Source organism: Streptomyces sp. NPDC002671 (genome assembly GCF_053592475.1).
Window position 1 is genome coordinate 1 of record NZ_JBSFVU010000152.1, and the last position, 2,458, is coordinate 2,458.

General features: G+C 70.9%; 1 protein-coding gene. It reads left to right on the top strand.

All coding sequences use genetic code 11. The features are described from left to right. Window positions 1–616 precede the first annotated feature (616 nt). Window positions 617–2,458, top strand: a 1,842-nt coding sequence (locus ACWD35_RS45355; RefSeq protein ID WP_451357158.1) for an NACHT domain-containing protein, incomplete at its 3' end; no start/stop codon positions are given.

The window sequence follows — 2,458 nt, forward strand, 5'->3', positions numbered from 1 at the left end:
GTCGACGTGCTCTGGGCGATGCTGCGTGACAAGAGGCTGTTCACCTCCGCTCCGCCGGTCACGCAGGCGGCTTGACACGGTCATTGAGATTCTCCCGCAGGGTCGGCCCGGTCAGTGGGGTGCCGGGCGGCTGACGGCATGACACCACCACCCGCGTCTATGCGGGTAGATCCGTTGAGTGAACAAGAAACGACCTGCGCGATATTTACTTCTGGCCGCCGGCCCGCACCAAGCCCCGCCGCGGGGGCACCGGGACCGCCAACCACGGCCGCAGCCTCGCCCACCCCATCTCGCCATCATCGACCGCACGCCCCGCCCACCACCAGCACTTCCCAACAACCGAGCGGCGTACGGCCCCTGATAGGCAACCAGACTCAGGCACACCTGCGGCACCGGACCGCTCCGGCCTCCGCGAGGCAGCCTGCTCTACGAGCACGGAAGAACCGAGGACTCAAGCGCCCCTTCCCCCACCGGGCCGGAAGATCGGCGTCGCGCAGGAGCGACACCGCATCAACGTGCCCAAGTTCTCCAAGAAGCGCTCCGGCAGGGCGCGGTGACGGCATGATGACTGGCTGTGAGAGACGGGGGACACGGCCAGAGGCCGAAGCACGTGGGCATGCTGTATTCGTTGGCGCTGGTGCTGGGGGTGCGCGGCGCACTGGCACTGGCCCAGCGTTTTCATCTCGGTACAGCCGCAACTGTGGTAACGGTGCTGCTCAGCCTGGCGCCGACGTACATCGCTTGGGCGGCGTTTCGTGCCGACCGGGCTGAAGCCTCAGCCGTCGACCTCGGCACGGCCGCCGACCGGCTCACGCAGGCGGTCAAAAACCAGTGGGACGACGAAGCCGCCATCCGCCGCCTGAATGACCCCTACCCCCTACCGGTCGCCTGGCGCGCCGCCGACCCAGACCTGGTCGAAGGCTGGGAGCTGCTGTGCGAGGTGGCCCGGGCCTGGCCCGGTGGCCCGCCAGGAGACCCCGCCCAGTGGCCCGCGGCGGCTGCGGGGCTGGCGGGCGCGGACGGGCAGATCGGCGCAGTGTTCGCCCAGCGGGTGCCCACCCGCCGCCTGGTCGTCCTCGGCGCCCCCGGCTCCGGCAAGACCATGCTGCTCATCCGCCTGCTCCAGGACCTGATCGAACAACGGCCCGACCGAGGCCCGGTGCCGGTGTTGTTCTCCCTCGCCTCCTGGGACCCCGCCCACCAGCCGCTGAAGGACTATCTCGCCGCGCAGCTGCGACGCGACCATCCCGGACTGCGCGCCCCCGCCCCGCCCGCCGCGTCAGGAGCCGGGGCCCGCCAGGCCGACCTGGCGAAGGTGCTGCTGGATGCCCGGCTGATCCTGCCGCTCCTCGACGGCTTCGACGAACTGCCCCCCGCCCTGCACCCGATCGCGCTCGACGCCCTCAATCGGGCCCTGTCCCCCAAACACAGCCTGGTCCTGGCCAGCCGCGCCACCGCCTGGCGGGACACCCTCACCCAGCCCGATGCCATGGTGCGCCTCAACGGCGCCGCCGGTATCGACCTGCTGCCGCTCACCGCCGACCAGGCCGCCGACTACCTGCGCCGCGACGCGGGCGGCGGACACACCCCCGCCGCAGACCGCTGGAACACCGTGACCAGCCACCTGGGCACCGACACACCCGTCGGACACGCCCTGAGCACCCCGCTCGGACTGCTCCTGGCCTGCACCATCTACAATCCCCGCCCCCACACCCCCACCACACCCCGCACCATCCCCCACCCCGACGAACTGTGCATCTTCTCCGACCGGGACCCCCTTAACACCCATCTGTTCAACGCCTACATCCCCGCCGCCTACACCCCCCACCACCCCCACCCATCCCGCTGGACCACCCCCCAAGCCCGCCGCACCCTCACCTTCCTCGCCCGCCACCTGGAGAACAACCGCAACGGCACCCCTGACCTCGCTTGGTGGGAACTCCCCCACGCCATCCCCCCACACACCCGCCGCCGGACAAACGGCCTCGCGTTCGCACTCGTGGCCTCGCTCGTGACCGGACTCGTGGCCGGGCTCGTGTTCGGCTTCGGGGCCGGGCTGCTGGCCGGGCTGCTGGCCGGGCCCATGGCCGGGGCCGGGGGGCTCAAGGCCGCGCCCTCCAACACCCCAAGCACACGGCTACGCTGGTCACCCCCGGGGCTCGCGCTCGGACCCGTGATCGGGCTCGTACTCGGGCTCATGGCCGGGCTCGTATTCGGGCTCGGGACCGGGCTCGAAGTTGCACTCACGGCCGGGCTGTTGGCCGGGCTCGTCACCGGGCTCGTGGGCGAGAAACCCGACCTCACCACCGTGACCGGCCCCGGGGCACTGCTCACCCAGGACCGCCGTACCTTCCTCGGGATCGCGCTAAGGACTTGCAGATCATTAACACGTCGTCTTGATCTTGCTGTTGGGGTCGCTGCTCTGAGCGCGAACTCGTGCTTGGAGGGCGGTGAGGGC